At 33.8% G+C, this 23,745-nt stretch carries 18 protein-coding genes; 12 read left to right on the top strand and 6 right to left on the bottom strand.

The window, feature by feature from the left end; all coding sequences use genetic code 11:
- The 5 genes from BMW63_RS16870 to BMW63_RS16850 form a co-directional block, all read left to right on the top strand.
- The coding region (locus BMW63_RS16870) for a DUF7507 domain-containing protein (protein WP_139174274.1) at positions 1-1,956 on the top strand (1,956 nt) is incomplete at its 5' end.
- 121 nt (positions 1,957-2,077) lie between these two features.
- Positions 2,078-2,986: a PorP/SprF family type IX secretion system membrane protein gene (locus BMW63_RS16865; RefSeq protein ID WP_074724631.1), complete on the top strand. Its 909-nt coding sequence runs from the start codon at positions 2,078-2,080 to the stop codon at positions 2,984-2,986.
- Positions 2,987-2,994: 8 nt separating this feature from the next.
- Positions 2,995-3,930, top strand: coding sequence for a tetratricopeptide repeat protein (locus BMW63_RS16860; protein WP_074724630.1), 936 nt, complete (start codon positions 2,995-2,997; stop codon positions 3,928-3,930).
- A 14-nt stretch (positions 3,931-3,944) separates the two neighbouring features.
- Complete coding sequence (locus BMW63_RS16855) at positions 3,945-4,313, top strand: hypothetical protein (protein WP_074724629.1); 369 nt, start codon at positions 3,945-3,947, stop codon at positions 4,311-4,313.
- A gap of 44 nt (positions 4,314-4,357) precedes the next feature.
- A complete protein-coding gene (locus BMW63_RS16850) occupies positions 4,358-6,295 on the top strand; it encodes an OmpA family protein (protein WP_074724628.1) in 1,938 nt (645 codons plus the stop codon).
- A gap of 728 nt (positions 6,296-7,023) precedes the next feature.
- Here the strand turns inward: BMW63_RS16850 and BMW63_RS16845 are convergent.
- The 3 genes from BMW63_RS16845 to BMW63_RS16835 form a co-directional block, all read right to left on the bottom strand.
- Entirely contained in the window at positions 7,024-7,734 is a 711-nt protein-coding gene (locus BMW63_RS16845) for a DUF3307 domain-containing protein (protein WP_074724627.1), read from the bottom strand.
- A complete protein-coding gene (locus tag BMW63_RS16840; RefSeq protein WP_074724626.1) occupies positions 7,728-8,333 on the bottom strand; it encodes a transcriptional regulator in 606 nt (201 codons plus the stop codon). Before BMW63_RS16840 ends, BMW63_RS16845 begins: the two co-directional genes overlap by 7 nt.
- A 161-nt stretch (positions 8,334-8,494) precedes the next feature.
- Positions 8,495-10,210, bottom strand: a complete 1,716-nt coding sequence (locus BMW63_RS16835; protein WP_074724625.1) for a serine hydrolase — start codon at positions 10,208-10,210, stop codon at positions 8,495-8,497.
- A 180-nt stretch (positions 10,211-10,390) separates the two neighbouring features.
- On the opposite strand from BMW63_RS16835, the gene recG reads away from it, so the two are divergent.
- From recG to BMW63_RS16800, 7 genes are all read left to right on the top strand, one after another.
- Positions 10,391-12,496: an ATP-dependent DNA helicase RecG gene (gene recG / locus BMW63_RS16830; protein ID WP_074724624.1), complete on the top strand. Its 2,106-nt coding sequence runs from the start codon at positions 10,391-10,393 to the stop codon at positions 12,494-12,496.
- A gap of 120 nt (positions 12,497-12,616) precedes the next feature.
- A complete protein-coding gene (locus tag BMW63_RS16825; RefSeq protein WP_074724623.1) occupies positions 12,617-13,669 on the top strand; it encodes an efflux RND transporter periplasmic adaptor subunit in 1,053 nt (350 codons plus the stop codon).
- A gap of 70 nt (positions 13,670-13,739) precedes the next feature.
- Positions 13,740-16,835, top strand: coding sequence for an efflux RND transporter permease subunit (locus BMW63_RS16820; RefSeq protein ID WP_074724622.1), 3,096 nt, complete (start codon positions 13,740-13,742; stop codon positions 16,833-16,835).
- Entirely contained in the window at positions 16,816-18,150 is a 1,335-nt protein-coding gene (locus BMW63_RS16815; RefSeq protein ID WP_083380544.1) for a TolC family protein, read from the top strand. Before BMW63_RS16820 ends, BMW63_RS16815 begins: the two co-directional genes overlap by 20 nt.
- 29 nt (positions 18,151-18,179) lie before the next feature.
- Complete coding sequence (locus tag BMW63_RS16810; protein ID WP_074724621.1) at positions 18,180-19,037, top strand: bestrophin family protein; 858 nt, start codon at positions 18,180-18,182, stop codon at positions 19,035-19,037.
- 258 nt (positions 19,038-19,295) lie between these two features.
- Entirely contained in the window at positions 19,296-19,538 is a 243-nt protein-coding gene (locus BMW63_RS16805; protein WP_074724620.1) for a DUF1059 domain-containing protein, read from the top strand.
- 241 nt (positions 19,539-19,779) lie between these two features.
- A complete protein-coding gene (locus tag BMW63_RS16800) occupies positions 19,780-20,697 on the top strand; it encodes an AraC family transcriptional regulator (protein WP_074724619.1) in 918 nt (305 codons plus the stop codon).
- Between the two features lies 1 nt (position 20,698).
- Here the strand turns inward: BMW63_RS16800 and BMW63_RS16795 are convergent, their stop codons facing one another.
- The 3 genes from BMW63_RS16795 to BMW63_RS16785 all read right to left on the bottom strand — a co-directional run bounded on the left by BMW63_RS16795 (position 20,699) and on the right by BMW63_RS16785 (position 23,743).
- The gene (locus tag BMW63_RS16795; protein ID WP_074724618.1) at positions 20,699-21,073 is read right to left on the bottom strand and encodes a DUF779 domain-containing protein; all 375 of its coding nucleotides are present in this window, start codon (positions 21,071-21,073) and stop codon (positions 20,699-20,701) included.
- 67 nt (positions 21,074-21,140) lie between these two features.
- Positions 21,141-22,175: an alcohol dehydrogenase AdhP gene (adhP, locus tag BMW63_RS16790; protein ID WP_074724617.1), complete on the bottom strand. Its 1,035-nt coding sequence runs from the start codon at positions 22,173-22,175 to the stop codon at positions 21,141-21,143.
- A 62-nt stretch (positions 22,176-22,237) separates the two neighbouring features.
- The gene (locus BMW63_RS16785; RefSeq protein WP_074724616.1) at positions 22,238-23,743 is read right to left on the bottom strand and encodes an aldehyde dehydrogenase family protein; all 1,506 of its coding nucleotides are present in this window, start codon (positions 23,741-23,743) and stop codon (positions 22,238-22,240) included.
- Positions 23,744-23,745: the final 2 nt, after the last annotated feature.

Genomic DNA, 23,745 nt, shown 5'->3' with positions numbered 1-23,745 from the left:
ACTGGTAACATAACCAATCAAGCTTCTGTTAATGGTACTGCTCCAGACACTACAGTGGTTACTGACCAATCTGGTGACTCAACAGAGAACGATAATCCAAATGTAATACCTATTTGTTCTACTCCTGACATTGCCATTGTGAAAACCAGTGACATTCAGTTTGGAGAAGAGCGATGCGCAACACTTGTTGTTGGAGATCTCGTAACCTATACCTTTACCGTGAGCAATACTGGTAATGTGAGTTTAAGTAATGTAATCGTTGCTGATCCTCTTTCAAATTTATCGACTATCGCCCTGATAAGTGGTGACGCGAATAGCAACGACATCTTAGAGGTTAACGAAACTTGGATCTATACTGCAACCTATTCAGTAACTCAAGCCGATATTGACACTGGTAACATAACCAATCAAGCTTCTGTTAATAGTACTGCTCCAGACACTACTGTAGTTACTGACCAATCTGGTGACTCAACAGAGAACGATAATCCAAATGTAATACCTATTTGTTCTACTCCTGACATTGCCATTGTAAAAACCACTGACATTCAGTTTGGAGAAGAGCGATGCGCAACACTTGTTGTTGGAGATCTGGTGACCTATACCTTTACCGTGAGCAATACTGGTAATGTGAGTTTAAGTAATGTAATCGTTACTGATCCTCTTTCAAATTTATCGACTATCGCCCTGATAAGTGGTGACGCAAATAGTAACGACATTTTAGAGGTTAAAGAAACTTGGATCTATACTGCAACCTATTCAGTAACTCAAGCCGATATTGATACTGGTAACATAACCAATCAAGCTTCTGTTAATGGTACTGCTCCAGACACTACAGTAGTTATTGACCAATCTGGTGACTCAACAGAGAACGATAATCCAAATGTAATACCTATTTGTACAAATGATGGTATAGCTATCACTAAAGATGGAACTTATGTTGATACTAACAAAGATGGAATTACAAATGTGGGAGATCAAATAACATATAGTTTTGTGGTAACAAATACAGGTAATGTGACTCTTACAAATGTAATCATTACTGATAACAACGTAGTGATTATTGGTAATTCTATAACCTTATTGGCTGGTACTAGTAATAGTAGCGCATTTACTGCTACTTATGTGATTACTCAAAATGATATTGATAAAGGATATGTTTACAATATGGCTCTTACTACTGGAACACCTCCAGTTGGCAATCCTGTAACAGATTCTTCAACAGATCCAACTCCATGTACATCTTGTCCAATTGATCCTACATGTCCGGATTGCACAACAACACCTTTAGCACAAACACCGAACCTTAAAGTAGAGAAAAATGCTGCTCTTGATGCTAGTTATAGTTTTGTGGGAGATGTTATCAATTATACAATCCAAGTAACAAACAATGGTAATTTAATACTACATCAAATCGTTATAAAAGACCCCTTGACTGGATTAGATATTACTATTCCAAGTTTAATTCCTGGAGCTTTCCAAGTATTTAATGTAAGCTATACAGTAACTAAAAATGACTTAGAAGTGGGCTCTGTAACCAACATAGCTACTGCAAGCGGGTTGACACCACAAGATGAACCTGTTAATGCATCAGATACTGAAGTAGTAGATAAATCAATCGTTCTTGGTTGTGGAAATATTGTAGTCCATAATGCTTTCTCACCTAATGGCGACGGTATAAATGAAGTTTTTGTTATTGACAATATTGACGATACTATTTGCTATCCAGATAATACTGTTGAAATATATAATCGTTGGGGAGTATTAGTTTTTGAAACTAGAAACTACAGTAATACTAGTAATAATTTCAAAGGCATTTCTACAGGTAGAACAACAATAAGCCAATCATCAGGATTACCTTCAGGAGTCTATTTCTATATACTTAAATACACCTCAGTTGATGGAGTTGGAGACACTCAAGTCAATCAAAAAGACGGGTATTTATACTTAACTAAATAAAATTAATAAAATAGATTTAAACCTTGTTCCTCATTAATAGAGAAAAAATAAATTTTTCAATATAACCTGCCGAACTACAAATAATGGGTTCGAAAGATAATTTATCTAATAAACACCTACTATGAAAACAATTATATTCACTTTCGTTTTAATGTTTACAACAATTGTAAGTTTAGCGCAACAAGATGCTCAATTCACACAATATATGTATAACACTGTTAATGTTAATCCTGCTTATGCTGGTTCTAGAGGCGCTTTAAGTATATTTGCATTGCATCGAACACAATGGGTTGGATTAAATGGTGCGCCAATTACTAACGCCGTATCAGTAAATACGCCTTTAAGTGAAAGTCGTATAGGATTAGGTCTGACTGTCGTAAATGATAAGATTGGACCTATACAAGAAAATACAATTTCAGGTGATTTTTCATACAGCATACCAACATCTGAAAATGTTTTGTTATCATTTGGTATAAAAGCTACAGCAAACTTATTTGATTTAGATGTGTCTAAATTAAACCCCGTTGATGATGATCCCACTTTACGTGATTATAATAATAAATTTTCACCTAATTTTGGGGCAGGTGTTTATTTACACTCAGACAAAGCATATGTCGGTTTGTCCGTACCTAACTTTATTGAAACCAATAGATACGACGATAATGAAGTCGCCATATTTAAAGAAAAAATTAATTATTATTTAATCGCTGGATATGTTTTTGACTTAAATAATTCAATAAAATTTAAACCCGCGTTTCTTACTAAACTAGTTGAAGGAGCTCCTTTACAAGTAGATGTCTCGGGAAGTTTAATGTTCAATGATAAATTGACAGTTGGCCTTTCTTATCGATGGAGCGCCGCTATGAGTGCAATGGTTGGCTTCCAAATTTCTCAAGCTTTATATGTTGGCTATGGCTATGATTTAGAAACTACAAGATTAGACAACTACAACTCTGGATCTCATGAAATATTTTTAAGATACGATTTGTTTAAAAACAATGAAAAAATGACAATGCAACGATTTTTTTAAAATGAAGTATGAAACATAAAGTTCAAATATTTATAATTTTATTTAATTTATTAACCCCTAGCATTTATTCACAAAAGAATATGCTGGCGTCGGTAGGGCAAACAAATATCGGTACTAATCCTAAAATTAATACAGCTGAAACACCTATAAAAATAAGAATAATAAAATCATATCATGTAGTAGAAAATATAAATTCGGTATTTGGCGGACATAAAACAACGTATACTGTATCTCAACTTAGCATGGTAAATAAATATGATTTGGGACCAAATAACACAAGAGTTGTGACTCCGATTTATGTAGAAATTTATGTCACTTCCCAATATTTGAAGAAATTAGAAACAGACTCCATTAATTCAACCTTAAAAAAATCAAGTATATCCGTAAAAAGTAAAAAAATAAATAAAGTGGCTATTTCACCGGAAATACAAAGCATACAAAAAAATCAATTATCAATTAAAAATTCAGACATAAATATACCCTCAAAGAAAGTAGTATTCAATAAGTCAGAATTAGTAAAAAATAAGAGTGCAGCGTCTATTGAAAATAGTAAAATAGGAATTTTAAATTCATCTGATTCCTCGATTAAAAATACTATCGAAGAATCACAAATTTTGAGCTCTAATAAAAATAGTCTTACAACTTCAATTAACTTAAAGAGAACTAATGGAACTGCATATGTAGATTTGATAAAAACATATGAAAGAATAGCGATAAAAGGATATCGAACTGAAGATATGTTAAAGAAAATAGCTAACGCTTTCTTTTATGATGGTGAATTCGAAAAGTCAGCAAAATGGCTTGAAGAGCTATTTAAATTGAATACTAATTTAGAGCCTGAGTATTATTATCGATATTCTAAATCATTATCCGCTATTAATGAAAATGCAAAAGCAGATCAAATAATGCAACTTTTTAAAGAGAAGCAAAAATTAAATCAATAAACAAATGAGGAACCATGAAAAATAATATACTTGCATTTATACTAATTTTATGTGCTATTTCACATGCTATTCATTCTCAGATAACATCTGAATATAATACAAATCAAAATAGTTATGAGAATATTGATATAATAAAAACATATGGCAGGGTGTCTGATAAAGGATATGTATCCATAGATATGTTAAAAAAGCTAGGGAATGCTTCTTTTTTTAACTCTAATTTAGTAGATGCAGCTAAGTGGTACGATAAGCTATTTTCACTTACTACTGATTTTGAAACTGTATACTATTATCGTTATGCACAATCTTTAAAAGCGGTAGGTAATACTCTAAAAGCGGAGAAGATGATGTCAATATTCATAGAAAAATCAAAAATAAATTAATAGAAAAAATGAGAATTCATTGATTCATTATAAAAACAATTATTATGAAAAATAATTTACTTTTATACATCGCGATTATAAGTGTTTTTTCAATAAACATTTATTCGCAAAAAGCTAGAATAGCCAAAGCTGAAAAAAAATACGATAACTATGCATATATAGATGCTATCAAAACATACGAAAAACTTGCCAATAAAGGATATAAGTCGCCTGACATGTTTAAAAAATTGGGTAACGCATATTACTTTAATGCAAAACTTGAAGATGCTTCTAAATGGTATAAAGAGCTATTTAATCTAACTACTGACATAGAGCCAGAATATTATTATCGATATTCTCAAACATTAAAATCCATCGGCGAAAATAAAAAAGCAGATGAAATTATGATGCAGTTTAATGCTTTTTCAAATAATGATGATAGAGCTAAACTTTTCATGAAAAACAAGAACTATTTATCAGAAATAAAAGCAAATTCTGGAAGGTATAATATAGCACCAACCATTATAAGTACTCCGTATTCAGATTATGGAGCAGCTATTTATTTAGACAAATTAGTGTATGCATCGGCAAAGGATACTGGCGGTCTGCAACAAAGAAAACACTCCTGGAACAATCAATATTTCTCTGATTTATACACTGCTGAATTAGGTACTGATATGTCCTTAGGTAAAATAGAGAAATTTGATAAATCAATAAATACTAGGTTTCATGAATCCAGCGCCGCTTTTACCAAAGATGGAAAAACGATGTACTTTACTCGTAATAATTTCAACAATGGTAAAAAAGGCTTCGATGGTAACGACATCACTCTTGTAAAAATCTATAAGGCGAATTTTGAAAACAATAAATGGGTAAATATAACTGAGCTTCCGTTCAATAGTGATAATTACAGCACTGCACATCCGGCACTAAGTAAAGATGAAAAAACATTATATTTTGCGTCAGATATGCCTGGAACGATTGGTTTGTCAGATTTATTTAAAGTAGAAATAAATCAGGATGGCAGTTTTGGTACGCCTATCAATCTGGGAAATCCAATAAATACAGCTGGAAGAGAGACCTTTCCTTATATAAGTGCAGACAACGAACTTTACTTTGCTTCAAATGGCCACCCAGGTCTTGGAGGACTCGATGTATTTGTATCTAAATTAAATGCTGAAGGAAGCTTTACTAAGGTTCAAAATTTGGGTGCTGACATTAATTCACCTATGGATGATTTTGGCTATATAATTGATTCGCAATCAAGACTAGGATTTTTTAGTTCGAATAAAGACGGTGGACAAGGCTTCGATGATATCTATAGTTTTCTCGAAACAAAGAGATTACTTTGTGAACAAGAGCTCTACGGAAAAGTAACAGATAGTGTTTCTCATGAAATACTTCCAGACACAAAAATTACAGTCTTTGATAATATGTTTAATCTATTAGGAACAACACTTTCAGATAAAGAAGGAAACTATAGTTTTATGGTAGATTGCGGCAAAGATCTTTATGTGAGAGCTGAAAAAATAGATTATACCACTAAAGAAGAAAAAATAGTAACATTGGATGAAAGTGGAAAAACGGAACTAAATATAGAATTGAAAAAACAAATATGTAAAGTGGCCGTGGGAGATGATTTAGGGCTGTGTTTTGGCATAAAAATGATTTACTTTGATTTTGATAAATCAGACATACACATGGAAGCTGCCATTGATTTAGAAAAAATACTAGATGTATTACTAGAATATCCAGCGATGAAATTGGATATCCGTTCTCATACTGATAGTAGAGGATCAACAAAATACAATGAAGCTTTATCAGATAGACGAGCAAAATCAACCATTGGTTGGTTAGTAAAAAATGGAGTGGACAAAAAACGTTTAACAGCTAAAGGATATGGCGAATCTAAACTCATAAACAAATGTACTGATGGAATCGAATGTACTGAGGAAGAGCATCAACTAAACAGACGTAGCGAATTTATTATTACAGAGTTATAAAAAAACACCCCGGATATCAATTAATATTCGGGGTGTTTCAAACTAAACAAACGTAATTATATTTTATTAAAAATGTTGCTATACTATTGTTTTCCCATTACAGGATTTTTTTTACAACTTGTGCTATGCGCATAACTTATGCTTTTAATAGTACTTCACGAGCTTTAGAACTTTAAGGTAAATAGAAAATTACTAAAATAGTAGCATGATATAAATCTGCATTCTTAATTCAGTAGTTTAACTTTAAAGTAGATTGTGGAGCAAACTTCTTTAATTTTATATCCTGTATCTATTCTAATTATTTTCAAACATACATGTATTTTTGATAAATCACCAAAAATAATCGACGAAATACATTTTTTTGTTTAAAACGTATTATTTAACTTGCTTTCACTTCGATTAAAAAAGAAAAAATCATAAGAATTTGTTTTCTAGCGTAATACGTTAATTAAATAAAGTAGAACCATTTTATTGGTCTCAAATATAGTTTAAAACTATGCACTTTTAGTGCATCTCGCTTTAGCTTCTAAAAATTTTATTACCGCAGATTCATAGATTTTAAAATATTTGAAATTTGAATAATTTGCGAATCTGCGGTGAAAATTTGCAATTCAACTTTGCAGATTTTAGTCTGCCCAACCAAATCTATGGACTTTCAGTCCATCGTGGTTTAGTTTGAACTATAATAAAAAAAACGAAGTCAGGAGACTTCAGAAAGCTAGGTCACTTTACACAATATATTTATAAACCATCGCACACAAAATACCGAGTCCAAAACTCAATAAAGTTCCTATCAAGATGTATTCAGTAAGTTTTACATCTTTAGATTCTTTAAGATCTCCAAACCTAAAAATGGATTTAGCTGCCAATAAAAACCCGATACCTTCCCAAAAATTAATTACCACAAAAAAGAAAATAAACAAGCGCTCCAGAATCCCGATGTATTTTCCAGCATTATTAGTGTCGTCGTTATTGTTTTTAGTGATTTGATTACTCCATTTAGACAGCATTATTTTTAACACTATTGCACTCACATAAGTCACCGTGACTAATGCTGTAAGTAGTGCTAGACTTTTAGCCGAATATACCACTTCAAAATCAATTTCATACGGGTAATAATAACGCACCACGGCAGCAATCACAGCTAAATGTAATAATTGGTCTGTGAAGAACCAGATTTTTGTCGTTTTCTTTTTTTCGAAATATAATTTGGCGCAATCAATGGCAAAATGACTAGTAACAATTACAATCACCGCAAAAAAGTATTCGGTATTAAATTTTGTAATCAAAAGCAAGAGTATAAAATGCACTAGCAGATGAAGATACAGGTATTTTGATTTAATTTTACATTTCTTTTTATCCTTGATCCAAGAAGTGGGCTGCAATAAAAAGTCACCTATTAAATGAGCTAAAACAAGCATTAAAGATAGTTCTACCATTGTTTTTTAATTTGTTGTTTATAATACTCAATCACATTTTTTAATTCCTCATACCCTGCTCTATTTAGGGATGCACTAATCGAACTTTGGCTTTTTCTGTTTAAAGCAAGTGCCAGTTCCTTTTGATTACTACTTGGATTTTCTAATGCTTTTTTTATAATTTCGGCTGATGTTGTCGTCCAATTATCAGCAAATAAAACAACTAATTGTAAAATAATCGTGAAGGCATCGTCAAATCCAGACCAAGGCGTTTGTATTCCCAAAGTCTGTTTTTTTAATCCTTCAAAACATTCCCCTGAGTTTACAAAAGCAGCACCATTCGATTCTGTCACCTTATTGGCAGTATAATCGACAGTACCTACTCCTATTGCCATTCGGACATCTAGTGCTTTGTGTTGTTTAATGGTGGCCTTAATTAATAAGGCGATTTCTAGCACATCAATAGGATTCACTAGCAACTGAAAACTGTCGCCCCTGTAGATTTCCCAGTCCTTCGGTTCGTTGCCGTGAGCGTTCAAAATATCCTTTAAGTCCTCCATCCATAGTGCCGAAGCTACTTTTCTCGAGTTAATAATATCACCAGTGATTACTGCCTTCATATCTCTAAATTTTAAGCAAGATACTAAAAATATCGTTAAATATGACGATATTTTATATTATCGTTAAATAAAGCGATAATTAATAAAATCTGCGATTAAGACGATAATAATTATATCGATTCAATGTAACGACACAGATTACAAATGGCATAAATACCATTTTACTCCACTTTTTTAGCTACCATATCTTTTCCCATATTTAATGTCAAGCTATCAACAATCCCTTTTTCGTCTTTATTAAATGTAAATTGGACAGTGACTATTTTACTATAAAATCTATTTTCACTCATTGGAATCACAGTGGTTAGGCGTTCACCTGTTCCCTGAATATGAAGTATTCCATTTTCTTCGGTTACGGTAAAAGAATAATTTTCATTTAGCTGATACCTTCCTATATAGGTTTTAAGAACGACTGGCGCCACTTTCACTTCTATAATCAACTCCGTTGTCGCAACACCTAATTTTTTTAATGCTCCTACCGCATTTGCATTATTAGGATTTAAAGCCACTGATTTTTTATAATTCTCAATAGCATTGACTGTGTCTTTTTGCAATAGATAAATTTCGCCAAGACTGTCATACACATTCGAGGAATTTGGATTTAGTTCCAAATTGAATTTGAAAATCGAGAAAACATCTGCTAATTTATTTTCGTTAAGGTATTTGTAACCCAATTCGTTAATAGCGGCGTCATCCATAACAAACTGATTTGGATTCGCTTTTATTGATTTACTAGCAATAGCAATCGCGTCGTTTACAGAATTGGTTTGCAATGCTTTTTGTAATTCTGAAAAAACAGTAATCTTGGGCGTTTTATAGGGTTTAGAAGCTAAGATGTTTTCAATAGCTACATTTATTTCGTCCTTTAAAACCGCATTTCCAGCATTTGTAAGCCATATATAGGTATTCTTTTTAGCTAAATCTCTAAAGATAAAATTACGATAACCAAAATCACTTCCTGAATGATTTACGGATTCTTTTTCTGGAGTTAGAAACCATCCAAATCCATAATTAGATACAGAACCATCATTTAAAACTATAGGCGTAAATGCTTCGGCAATTGTTCTCTTAGAAACTAATTTATCCGTGTATAACGCTTGATCCCACAAAAATAGATCATCAACGTTTGAAAAAATACTTGTAGATCCCGTGTGTGAAACCTGATAATCATCGAGTTCACCAATTACAGTATAACCAATCGCACGATTTTTTAAATTGATTTTTGGAGTATCACCAACCAAAGTGTTTTTCATTTTTAAAGGTCTAAAAACATTTTCTTTCAAAAAATCTGCTAAGGACATTCCCGAAACTTTTTCTATAATTAAAGCCAACATAACGTAACCGGCATTGTTGTACACATATCTCTCCCCGATATTAGAATCTAGCGACTTTCTCTCTTCAATTATTTTTAAGATTTCCGTATTCGACAGATTGTATTCAGTAGCGAATGACTCGTATTTAGGCATTCCTGAAATGTTATTGAGTAAATCTCGTACCGTTATATCCTTTCCGTAGGAAGGAAATTCTGGAAAAAACGTAGTAATCTTGTCATCATAGCTTAGTTGTTTCCTTTCTTTTAATACCATAATTCCCATGCCCGTAAATTGCTTAGAAACGGAAGCTAAATCAAAACAGAAATCTGGTGTTAATTGTTGTTTTAGTTCTTTATTGGCATAGCCAAAAGCTTTGCGATAAATCACTTTCCCGTTTTCGGCAACTAAAACGGTTCCATTGAATACGCCAGTAGCATGTGCTCGGTTCATTAACTTATCCAATTCTGCTGCTTTGTTTTGCGCAACAATACTTGTTGTTGTCAATTGAATTAGGACACTTAAAAAAAGTACTTTTACTAAAGAATATCTTATGGTTTTTTTCATTCAATGATTTGTATAAATTATTTTTCGAAACAGAATCATCAAATATACTCTTTTTTCTTACATGCTTTTCAGCCCTTCTCATTTTCTAAATTCCAAACAAAAAACTATCTTCGCTTCTTTAAAAAAACAAGTTTGAATTTTGACTAATCAACTTGAAATTTTGAACTTGGAAAACCCTACATGAGCAATCTCCTACTTACTCCTATCGAATATTTAAAAGGCGTTGGCCCTAATCGGGGCGAATTGCTGCGTAAGGAACTGGGGATTCATAAATACAAGGATTTAATCAATTTATACCCAAACCGGTACATTGACCGAACGCGTTATTACAAAATCAACGAGTTGCAAAACAATGTGGCTGAGGTACAAATTATTGGTAAAATAGTAAACATCAAAACCGTCGAATTTGCCAAAGGCAGAAAACGCCTCGTCGCTACTTTTGTGGACGACACTGGCCAAATGGAACTAGTATGGTTTCAGGGACAGAAATGGGTTCGGGAATCTTTGAAACTAAACGAAATTAGCGTGATTTTCGGAAAATGCACTTCGTTTAACGGCGCCTACAATATGGCACATCCTGAAATTGAAGCAATGAGCGAGCACGAACAAAGTTTGCGTTCTGCCATGCAACCAGTCTATCCTTCAACAGAAACCTTGACGAATCGCGGGATTTCAAACCGAGTGGTCAATAAATTAATGCAACAACTGTTTCTAGAAACTCAAGCCTTATTTACCGAAACCTTGCCGGAGTATCTGATTCAGGAATTACAACTTATTTCTAAAAAAGCGGCTCTATTCAACATTCATTTTCCTAAAAGCGCAGAAGCTTTGGCGAAAGCCCAATTCCGATTAAAATTTGAAGAATTGTTCTTTATCCAGTTGCAATTAATTACCAAAAATCTAGTTCAAAAACACAAAATAAAGGGACATCCGTTTACTAAAGTGGGGGATCTTTTTAATGATTTCTATCAAAACCACCTGCCTTTTGAGCTCACCGGAGCACAAAAAAGGGTACTTAAAGAAATCAGAACAGACATGGGAACCAATGCCCAAATGAATCGTTTATTGCAAGGCGATGTAGGTTCTGGAAAAACGATTGTCGCTTTTATGAGCATGCTGCTCGCACTCGATAATGGATTCCAAGCATGCTTGATGGCTCCAACAGAAATATTAGCAAATCAGCACTTTATTGGATTGTCAGAATTAGCTGAAAAGCTAAATCTGAATATAAAATTACTCACAGGATCAAGTAAAACTGCCGCTAGAAGAATCATTCACGAAGAACTAGAAAACGGAAGTTTACAAATATTGATTGGTACACATGCCTTATTAGAAGACAAAGTGAAATTTCAAAATTTAGGCCTAGCAGTAATTGATGAGCAACACCGTTTTGGGGTAGAGCAGCGTTCTAAATTGTGGAAGAAAAACGAAATTCCGCCACACATTTTGGTAATGACCGCCACTCCTATTCCGCGAACACTCGCGATGAGTTTATATGGTGACTTGGACATCTCTGTTATTGACGAATTACCTCCAGGACGAAAACCCATTCAAACCGTACATCGCTTTGACAGTAACCGTCTGAAAGTGTGGAAATTTATTCGAGATGAAATCGCATTAGGCCGACAAATATATATTGTCTATCCGCTGATTCAAGAATCAGAAAAAATGGATTTCAAAGATTTAATGGACGGTTATGAAAGTATTTCTCGTGACTTTCCTTTGCCAGATTATTCCATTTCTATTTTGCATGGAAAGATGAAGCCTGCCGATAAAGATGCTGAAATGAAACGCTTTTCAGATGGAAAAACTAATATTATGGTTGCTACAACCGTTATTGAAGTGGGAGTAAATGTTCCTAATGCTTCAGTAATGATTATCGAAAGTGCAGAGCGTTTCGGACTTTCTCAACTACATCAATTGCGCGGTCGTGTAGGCCGTGGAGCTGATCAAAGTTATTGCATCCTGATGACAAGCCACAAATTAAGTTCTGACAGTAAAACCCGAATGCAAACCATGGTTCAAACAAATGATGGGTTCGAAATTGCTGAAGTTGATTTAAAACTTCGCGGTCCCGGAAACCTGATGGGAACCCAGCAAAGTGGAGTACTCAATCTTCAAATTGCCGATATTGTTCGCGACAAGGATATTTTGGCTCTAGCCAGAGAAAAAGCTATAAAAATCCTTACTGCTGATGCGGCTTTGCAAAAACCAGAACATGCTACTTTAAGAAGTGTTTATATTGAGTTGACTAAAAAGAAAAATATCTGGAATTATATTAGCTAAGGATTAAACCTTATTACTTTTTGAAAGTCTAACCGTTGTATAAATAGCCCAATTTTAAAGACTACCTTTGTCTACCAAATAGACAAATATACTTTATAACAATACCCTTCCCTAAAAATTATGAAAATAAAATACCTTATTTACACCCTACTGATCGTCGGTTTTGGCGCTTTCGTAACCTATAGAATTATAGATAATCAAAGTAAAAAAAACGAATCCAAAGACGGAATGAATGTAGCCTTGAATGTTAGTGGCATAATTGCTAAAACGCAAACCTTCGATAATACTCTATCCCTTTCTGGGTCAGTAGAAGCAAATGAAGAAGTTGAAATTAGAAGTGAAGTTTCTGGAATCGTCGAAGGAATTTATTTTAAAGAAGGAAGTACTGTTTCTAAAGGACAGGTACTTTTTAAAGTGAACGATCTTGAGTTAAGAGCACAATTAAGACAAGCCAACACAAAAGAAGGATTAGCAGCTGAAAATGAACGTAGGGCTAAACTATTACTGCAAAAGGAAGCGATAAGTCAAGAAGAATATGATGTCGCAAGGGCTGATTATAAATTAGCTCAGTCCCAAGGTCAATTGATAAAGGTTCAAATTGCAAAAACTTCAATAAGAGCTCCCTTTTCTGGTAAAATTGGTTTGCGTTCTATTTCGACTGGTACCTACATCACTCCCATGATTTTAGTTGCAAAATTAGTAAACATTGGAAAGTTAAAAATTACTTTTTCGGTTCCTGAGAAATATGCGAGTCAAATAAAAACCGATACCGATTTAAATTTTACCGTTTCTGGCTCCAAAGAAAAATTTATTGCCAAAATATATGCGATAGAACCTACCGTTGAAATTGCCACAAGAACATTACAAATTCGCGCAATTGCTGAAAATAAAGACAGAAAACTATTTCCTGGGACTTATGCTAATGTAGAATTGCCATTAGATATTATAACAAATGCCATTTTAGTTCCTACTGAAGCCATTATTCCCGTACAAAACGGAAAAAAAGTTTTAATTTCTAATAGCGGCAAAGTTAAAGAAGTCAATGTTGAAACAGCTACTCGAACCGATGCTTCAATTTTAATATTGTCAGGTGTTAAACCAGGTGATACAATTTTGACCACTGGTGTTATGTCCTTAAAACAAGATGATCTTGTAAAAGTAAAAATTAAATAGTCTTGAGATTTCAGATTCTAAGTCCTTACAAAAAAATCTAAAATCAACGATTTAAAATAAAAAAATTTAAATGAGTTTATCCACTACTAGTATTAAAAGACCGGTATTTACTATCGTAATTAACTTAGCGATAGTTATATTTGGACTACTTGGCTATAGTTATTTGGGTGTTCGAGAATTTCCTTCTATCGACCCTGCACAAGTCTCAATTCGCACCAATTATACTGGTGCAAATTCAGACATCATTGAATCCCAGATTACAGAACCCCTTGAAAAAGCGATTAATTCCATTGATGGTATTCGAAATGTGACTTCATCAAGTATACAAGGAAGTAGTAATATTACTATTGAATTTAATTTAGATAAAGATCTTGAAGCGGCAGCAAATGATGTTCGAGATAAAGTTTCTCAAGCAGCAAGAAATTTACCAGAAGACATTGACTCACCCCCAGTCGTTTCTAAGGCTGATGCCGATGGTCAGGCAATTATATCAATGACGATTCAAAGTGATAGCAGAAACACATTAGAATTAAGTGATTATGCCGAAAATGTAATCGCACAACGATTTGAAACCATTCCTGGTGTTAGTGGAGTTCAAATATGGGGAGATAAGAAATATGCTATGCGTTTATGGATTGATCCAATAAAATTAGCCTCTTATGGTTGCACAGTTTCAGAAGTGCGAGCCGCAATGAACCAACAAAATGTAGAATTACCCTCGGGAAAACTAACAGGCGCAAATACAGAGTTAACTGTAAAAACTGCAGGGAATCTGTCAACTGCCGAAGAATTTAACAACATTATTATCCGTTCTGACGGAGAAAAAACTGTTCGTTTAAGCGATATTGGATATGCTAAACTTGGTCCTGCCAATATTGAAAGCAAGTTGAGTCAATCTGGTCTTCCTCTAGTTGCGGTAGCAATCGTACCGTTACCTGGAGCTAATTATCTCGATATTTCAAAATCATTTTACAAAGAATACGAGTCTCTAAAAAAAGATTTGCCTAAAGATATTAAACTGAATATTGTTATTGACAGTACTATTTTTGTAAAAAAATCAGTAGTTGAAGTGGCCGAAACGCTAGCAATTTCTATTTTTCTAGTAATTCTAATTATTTATTTATTTTTTAGAGATTGGGCGATCGCCTTCAGACCCCTAATTGATATTCCCGTTTCGCTTATCGCCACCTTCTTTATCATGTGGCTATTTGGATATTCAATAAATGTTTTGACATTATTAGCTATCGTTTTAGCTACAGGATTAGTAGTAGATGATGGAATTGTAGTTACGGAGAATATTTTCAAAAAAGTAGAAGAGGGAATGTCGCCAATCGAGGCTGCAATTAAAGGTTCCAATGAAATATTTTTTGCTGTAATTTCTATTTCGATAACTTTAGCTGCCGTTTTCTTACCCGTAATTTTTCTCGAAGGTTTTGTAGGCCGTCTTTTTAGGGAATTTGGAGTCGTCATAGGTGCAGCTGTATTAATTTCAGCTTTTGTTTCATTAACGCTAACGCCAATGCTGAATGCCTATTTAATGAAAGGAGGAAAGCAAAAGAAATCAAAATTTTATATTTATTCAGAACCTTTTTATCAAAATTTAAATAGTAGTTATGCTAGTGCTTTATCTCGTTTCATGAAGAAAAAATGGCTCAGTTTCCCTATTTTAATAGCTTGTTTTGGATTAATTTATTTATTTTTTGGTTTATTAAAGAAAGAAACGGCTCCTTATGATGATCGAAGTGCTTTAAGTATGAATATAACAGCACCCGAAGGATCGTCTTATGAGTACACGGACAGGTTCATGCAAGAAATTTCAAGGTTGATTGATGATTCTATTCCTGAAAAAAAAGTAGCATTAATTATTACGTCTCCAGGTTGGGGATCCTCTTCTGTTAATAGTGGTCGAGTTAGAATAGCTTTAACTGAACCAAATGAAAGAGAGCGATCTCAAAGTGAAATAGCTGATAAACTAACCCAATGGACGAAAGGTTTTCCTGAAGCGAAAACATCGGTGACAGAACAACCTACTATTTCTGTAAACAGACGTGGTGGATTACCTATTCAATACATTATTCAGGCGACAACCTTTGACAAATTACAGGAGAAAATTCCATTATTTATGGATGCGGCGGCAAAGGATCCTACATTTTCAATAACTGATGTTAATTTAAAATTTAACAAACCAGAAATTAGTGTCTCAATCGATCGGGAAAAAGCAGAAAGCTTAGGAATATCTGTAATTGATATTGCCCAAACACTACAGTTATCATTAAGTGGACAACGTTTTGGCTATTTTATGCGAAAAGGAAAACAATATGAAGTAATAGGGCAATTTGAAGAACAAGATCGTTCTAAACCATTGGATTTAACATCAATGTTTGTCAAAAACAATAAAGGGGAATTAATACAAATGGATAATGTTGTTACGACTGAGGAGGAAAGTAATCCTCCACAATTGTACCACAATAATCGATACATGTCGGCAACCGTTTCAGCAGGTCTTGCTCCCGGCAAAAGTATAAGTGATGGAATTGAAGCAATGAATCAAATAAAAGCGAAAGTTTTAGACGAAAGTTTTACCACTGATTTAGGTGGAGAGTCAAGAGATTTTGTGGAAAGTAGTTCTAACACTGCTTTTGCATTTGGCTTAGCATTATTACTGATATTTTTAATCTTAGCAGCTCAATTCGAAAGTTTTATCGATCCAATGATTATCATTTTAACTGTTCCAATGGCAGTAGCTGGTGCATTATTTTCGTTGTGGCTTTTCGATCAATCTTGGAATATTTTTAGCCAAATTGGAACCGTAATGCTTATTGGTTTGGTAACTAAAAACGGAATTTTAATTATTGAATTTGCTAACCAGCTTCGAGAGCAAGGCAAACCAAAATTAGAAGCTATATTAGAAGCCTCAGAAGCAAGATTGCGACCTATTTTAATGACGAGTTTAGCTATTTCACTTGGTGCGCTACCTATTGCTTTGTCACTTGGAGAAGCTTCAACAAGTAGAATGGGAATGGGAGTTGTCATCGTTGGCGGAACTATTTTCTCCTTAGTTTTGACCTTATTTGTAATTCCGGCCATCTATTTGATGTGGTCCAGAACCAAAAAACATTATCCAGAATTTGATCACATTGAAGAATATGAAAATGAAAGTAAATAAAATGAAGAATTACAAAGTTCTAGTACAAAGTCTAATTTTATTTTTATTATGCATTGTGAAAACAAATGCTCAGGAATTGCTAACGCTTGAAAATGCGGTAAAAATCACATTGGAAAACAATTTTCAAATAAAAATATCTAACAATAATTTAGATATTAACAAAACAAATGTAGCCATTGGAAATGCTGGTATGTTACCAGCTTTAACGGGCTCGCTTCTTGACAATAACAGCATTCAAAATAGTTCACAAACCCGTCAAGATGGAGTTCAAACTACATTAAATAATGCTAAAAACACTAGTTTGACTTATGGGGTTGGATTAGACTGGACTATTTTTGATGGACTGAGAATGTTCGCCCGATTGGATCAGTTAAAAGAATTGCAAAAACTAGGTGAAGCACAGTTAAAACTAACTTTAATTACAAATATTAGCGATGTAAATACCCAGTATTATGATTTAGTACAACAGCAGCAGCAATTAGCGGCATTAGATACCACACTGATTATTTCAAATCAGCGATTAACTTTGGCAAAGAACAGATTTACCATTGGGAAAGCATCGAAGTTGGAGGTTTTAAACGCACAAGTAGATTTGAATACTGATCAAGTAACTTTGCTAAGACAAAAAGAATTATACGCAAACAGTAAGATTTTATTAAATCAACTATTAGCCAGAGATGTAACTACAGATTTTAAAGTAATTGATGTCCTAAAAGTCGATGAAATGCTATTGCTTGACGAACTTACAATATTAGCAAAAAAACAAAATCCACAGCTAGAAACTCAAATCATCAATAAAAGAGTCGCCGAATTAGAATTGAAACAAATCAAGGCGGCACGTTATCCGACAGTGCGAGTAAATACTTCCTATAATTTTTCTAAAAGTCAGTCAAGTCTTGGCTTTCTATCACAATCGCAATCTAAAGGATTTAATTATGGTTTTGCGGCTTCTCTAAATTTGTTTGATGGTTTTTCACAAAATAGAAATGAAAAAATTGCTAAAATTCAAATTGAGAATACGAAGCTGAATATAGAACAACTTAATCTAGCGTTAAATTCGCAATTATCCACTTCCTACCAAACTTATTTGACAAATCTAGAATTGATTGAACTCGAAGAAAAAAATGAGGCTATTGCCAAACAAAATCTAGATATTACTTTAGATAAATTCCATATTGGAACGATAACTACACTAGAGTTTAGAACCGCACAATTGAATTATGTAAATGCTACAGTACGTTATAGCAATGCTCAATTTCAGGCAAAGTTGTCAGAAATTGCTTTACGAGAATTAGCGGGGAATATTAATTTTTAAAATACATTTGTAGAAATACTTTATACTAGATGATTTCATACAACCCAAAAAATTGGATAACTTTTATTTTTCGTTTTCACAAAGCCGATACTTTACGCCAACTATTTCCGATGATGATTTTTATAGGGATATACTCAGCTGGAATTGCGTATCTCGAAATTGAATATTGGAATTTACCAGAAAGCAGTCATGTGAAAAATATTTCTATCATGCATGGAATGTTAGGTTTTGTGATCTCTTTATTACTTGTTTTCAGAACCAATACTGCTTACGATCGCTGGTGGGAAGGACGAAAAATCTGGGGTAGTTTAGTAAACAATAGTCGGAATCTCACAATCAAATTATCGGTAATGCTTAGTGATGAAAGTGATCGCGCTTTTTTCAGAAAAATTATTCCTAGCTATGCCTCTATTTTAAACAAACATTTAAAAAATGAAGAAACAAGCAAGCAGCTTTTTGACGATGTTATCATCGAGCATCATAATCACAGACCTAATCAGGTGGCAAAGATTATATTTCAAAAAATAAATGACTTGTATACCAGCAAAAAAATAACTGGAGACCAACTCATAATACTCAATCATGAAGTACAATCCTTTACTGATATTTGTGGTGCCTGTGAACGCATTAAAAACACACCTATTCCCTATTCTTATAGTGCTTTTATCAATAAATTTATTTTCTTTTACGTACTAACTTTGCCTTTTGGATATGTTTTTAATTTAGGCTATTATGTAATTCCCGTAGTTGTATTTATCTTTTATGTTCTGGCTAGTTTAGAATTGATTGCAGAAGAAATTGAAGATCCATTTGGAAATGACGCGAATGACCTTCCTACAAAAAAAATAGCCGAAAATATCAAAAGACATGTTGAGGAATTGCTGTAAAATTTCCTAGTTAATCTATTTTACTTTTGTGACTAATTGGAACTTTTGATATAATATTTTGAGTAAAAAAGCCCTCTTTTAAACTTATAAAAACTATAATTCTTAGACACTTTTTTGCTAAAACTCGCTAAATTGTTGTTTAATTCCTTTATATTTACAATAATACACTGTTTAATGACTAAAATACGTCTTTAAATTTGCATTAAATTAAATATCATCTCTCGCTATTTAGTTCTCTATTAATTAAAACCAACAATTATGAAAACAATGACTTGTAAACAGCTTGGAGGAGCATGTGAAGCAAAATTCCATGCCAATACTTTTGAGGAAATAGCTGAATTGAGTAAAAACCACGCTTTAGAAATGATTGAAAAAAAAGATGATGCACATAAAACAGCACTGAGAGAAATGCAAGAGTTAATGCATTTTCCAGAAGGTATGAATGCATGGTACGAAAACAAAAGAAAAACATTTGAATCCTTGCCAACATCTGAAAACTAATAAATCCTTAATTGCCATAAAGATTTACGCAAAAAAATGGCTGCCTAATTTAATTTGTAAATTTGTGGTGCGATTTGCAATTACTTTTAAAAGAACTTGCTACAGCCAGCAAAATCTTTGAATTTAAGCTTTGTACAATGACATTCATCAGATTAAAATTGTATCCTTTTTAACAAAGTAAGCTTTAGATAATTCGTTTATTTTCATTAAGTTTATAACTCTTTCTTTATAAACTAATTTTATGAACCGCAACTACATCAATCCTCCTAATTTATCGAGTGAAAAATCGTTAAAAACCTTAGTTGAAAATAGAACGGTTTACAATTTGAATCATTGTGAATTAAATCTGTTTGAAACTTACAAAGAATCACAATTAGTGCCTTTGAAATTTAATGATTTGGTTGTAACCAGTATGTTGCGTGGGAAAAAAGTAATGCATCTTTTTGATGAACCAAGTTTTGAATACTTGCCTGGTGAAACTGTAGTAATTCCGTCTAATGTAGAAATGAAAATTGACTTCCCGGAAGCCACAAAAAATAATCCTACCCAATGTCTGGCTTTGGCGATAGACCAGCAAAAAATAAATGAAACCTTGCATTTTTTAAATGATCGTTATCCTAAGGAAGGTAACAGTCAATTTTGGCATTTAAACTACCAAAACTACTATTTCTACAACAATGTAGAATTAGCCACAACCATCAATAAATTGATAAAAGAATGCATGAGCACTTCTATTACCAAGGATGTATTGGCTGATTTGACGTTACAAGAATTACTCATAAGAATTGTACAAACTCAAACTGCTAAATCTATCGAGGACGGACTTTATACTGATCCTAATAGTCCGATAACTCAAGTATTGGAATACATTAGAGTAAATATCCGAGAAAACATAAGTCTTAAAAACTTGAGTGAGAAAGCTTGCATGAGTACAACCTCTTTTTATCGTTTTTTCAAGAGAGAATTAGGCATGACGCCAATAGAATTTGTTATTAGAGAAAAAATAAAATGTGCAAAGCAGTTATTGAAAAATCCGGCAATTCAAATTAATGAAGTTTGTCATTTATCTGGTTTTGAAGACAGTAATTACTTCATTCGTTTATTTAAAAAGCACGAAGGTATTACGCCAAAACAATATCAGTTGTTGTACGTGAATTAGATTATTCTATATATTTTAGTGGTTCAAGTGATTGTTCTTCCTCTGGTGTAAAAATCCTGTATTCAATTCGGAATGTCTTCTTTAATGGCGTTTCCAAAGAAAATCCACCCACGCCAAAAGCATCAATTACATCTAAAGTAAAATGCGTATGTTTCCAATATTCGAATAAGTCCTTGTCTACCCAAAATTCAGTGTTTTCCACCAAACCAATGCAAACATCACCAAATCTTTGATAGAAGGCGCCTTTTTCAAAACATTGTGGCTGCGTTCCTTCACAGCATCCTCCGGCCTGATAAAACATCAAGTCGCCGTGTTTTTCCTGTAATATTTTTATTAATTCAATTGCTTTATCGGTTGCATCTATTCTTCTTGTCATCTTTTGTTCGTGATTGATAAAGCAGAAAACACGCGTAAACGCCTATTTTCTGCTTTAATAATTTTAATTATGGTTTTGCAATTTCGAGTACTACCCTTCCTTCGATCTGTCCCTTTTTCATTTTTTCAAAAACATCATTTACATCTTCTAATTTTGCCGATGTGACAGTTGCTTTTACTTTTCCTTCGACCGCAAATTGTATGGCTTCTTGTAAATCTTTTCGAGTACCTACAATAGAACCACGAATTGTAATTCTATTTAATACTGTATCAAAAATCGATAAATCAAAATTGCCAGGAGGAAGTCCGTTCAACGCCATCGTTCCTTTTCTTCTCAGGGTTTCCAATCCTTGTTTAAAAGCGATTGGAGAAACGGCCGTAATTAACGCTCCGTGCATTCCGCCAACTTCTTTTTTAAGAAATTCTCCAGGATTTTGATTCTTAGCATTTACGACTAAGTCGGCACCCAATTTCTTTGCTAATTCTAACTTATCATCTGCAATATCAATAGCAGCTACATGCATTCCCATCGCTTTTGCATATTGCACGGCAACGTGCCCTAAACCTCCAATTCCCGAAATAGCCACCCATTCTCCTGGTTTTACTTCAGTTTCTTTTAATCCTTTATACACAGTCACACCAGCACAAAGTATTGGGGCCATTTCCATAAAATTGACATTCGACGGTAAGCGTCCTACATACCTCGCATCAGCAATTACATATTCGGCAAAACTACCATCAACACTATAACCCCCATTTTGCTGGGTATCACATAGCGTTTCCCAACCTGTGATACATTGGTCACAACCACCACAAGCACTATATAGCCATGGCACCCCAACAGCATCTCCTTCCTTTACATTCTTAACATCTGGCCCTACTGCTACAACATACCCTACCCCTTCATGACCAGGAATTAGTGGCATTTTTGGTTTTACGGGCCAATCTCCTTGAATAGCGTGTAGGTCAGTGTGACAAACTCCGCTTGCAATTACTTTTACTAAAATTTCATTGCGACCAGGACGTTTAACCTCTACTTCTTCAATCTTTAGAAGCGATCCGAATTCCCTAATCACTGCAGCCTTCATTGTTTTTGGTAACATAATATATGGATTTAAAAAAAGGGAAAGCTTTATTACTTTCCCTTTTCTATTAATAATTCATTCTAAAAGAAACCTAATTTCTTTTTATCGTACGAAATCAACATATTTTTTGTTTGTTGATAATGTGCAAGCATCATTTTATGATTTTCACGTCCAATTCCAGACTGTTTGTATCCTCCAAAAGGAGCTCCTGCAGGATAAGAATGATATTGGTTTATCCATACACGACCCGCTTGAATCGCTCTTGGAACCTGATAGATCTCATGTGCATCCCTTGTCCAAAGTCCAGCACCCAAACCATACATCGTATCATTTGCAATAGCGATGGCTTCCTCAGTTGTTTTGAAAGTGGTAACTGCCAAAACAGGTCCGAAGATCTCTTCTTGAAAAATACGCATTTTATTGTTCCCTTTAAAAAGAGTAGGCTTGATATAATACCCTGTAGAAAGATCTCCTTGTAAGTGGTTCTCCTCTCCTCCAGTCAATACTTCTGCCCCTTCTTCTTTTCCTAATTTAATGTAGCTAAGAATTTTTTGTTGTTGAACCGATGAAGTCTGTGCGCCCATCATCGTTGTTTTATCTAATGGATTCCCCATTTTTATAGCCTCAGTTCTTTCAATTACTCGAGCTATAAATTTATCGTATATATCTTCATGCACCAATAATCTGGAAGGACATGTACATATTTCTCCCTGATTCAAAGCAAACATTACTGCTCCTTCAATCGCCTTATCAAAGAAATCATCATCAGCATCACCAACAGATTTCATGAAAATATTAGGGGATTTACCTCCTAATTCTAATGTTACAGGGATAATATTTTCAGTGGCATATTGCATCACTAGACGGCCTGTGGGTGTCGAACCTGTAAATGCGGCTTTTGAGACTTTTTTATTTGTTACCAAAGCTCTTCCAAGCTCCGCACCAAAACCATTTACGATATTAATTACTCCTGGAGGAAGAATATCGCCTATCAATTCCATTAAAACTAATATGGAGATAGGAGTGCTTTCTGCTGGTTTTAGTACCACAGTATTTCCGGCTGCTAAGGCTGGTGCCAATTTCCATACTGCCATCAATATTGGAAAATTCCAAGGAATAATTTGAGCAATAACTCCTAATGGTTCGCTCAAAGCTATAGAAACCGTTTGCGAATCCAATTCAGCAATCGAGCTTTCTTCGGCACGTATCACTCCTGCAAAGTATCTGAAGTGGTCAATTGCCAAAGGAATATCAGCTGCCAAAGTTTCTCGAATCGCTTTCCCGTTATCTATCGTTTCTACAGTTGCGATATACTCTAAGTTATCTTCTATTCGCTGCGCAATTTTATTTAATATATTACTTCTCTCTGTAGCCGAAGTTTTTCCCCAAGTTTGAAAAGCTTCATGCGCTTTATCTACAGCAAGTTCTAAATCTTCCTTAGTGGAATGTGCTGCTTGTGTAAAAACCTTTCCGTCAATCGGACAAATCACATCAAAATATTCTCCTTTAATGGGAGCTACGAATTTCCCGCCTATATAATTATCGTACTTTGCCTTAAAATCAGGTCTTGAAACTATGTTACTCATAT

It is taken from the genome of Flavobacterium frigoris, assembly GCF_900111075.1.
Classification (GTDB): Bacteria; Bacteroidota; Bacteroidia; order Flavobacteriales; family Flavobacteriaceae; genus Flavobacterium; species Flavobacterium frigoris.
This window is presented reverse-complemented; position numbering and strand designations above follow the sequence as displayed.